The following is a 286-nucleotide window of genomic DNA, read 5'->3' as shown; positions in this document are numbered from 1 at the left end:
GACCCGCAGCAGCGGATCGAACGGGTCCGCGCCGCCCTGGCCGACATGCAGGCCCGCCTCACCGCCATCCAGAAGGGCACCCGATGACCGAACACCTGTTCTCTGGCCTGTTCCTGGTCGGCGGGCTCATCCTGTTCTGCTGGGACCAGTACCGGCTCTCCGCCGCCCGCTACGAACTCGCCGCCCTCCAACGCGCCGCCCTCCGTGATCCGCTGACCGGGCTTGCGAACCGGGCCGGCCTCGCCGCCGGCTGGGAACAACTCGCCCCGGCTCGCCCGTGCGTCGT

General features: G+C 72.0%; 1 pseudogene. It reads left to right on the top strand.

From position 1 onward, the window contains the following. Positions 1-83 precede the first annotated feature (83 nt). A pseudogene (locus ACNAW0_RS30855) lies at positions 84-286 on the top strand (GGDEF domain-containing protein); the annotation flags it as partial.

It is taken from the genome of Micromonospora sp. SL1-18, assembly GCF_047921505.1.
Lineage (GTDB): Bacteria > Actinomycetota > Actinomycetes > Mycobacteriales > Micromonosporaceae > Micromonospora.
This window is presented reverse-complemented; position numbering and strand designations above follow the sequence as displayed.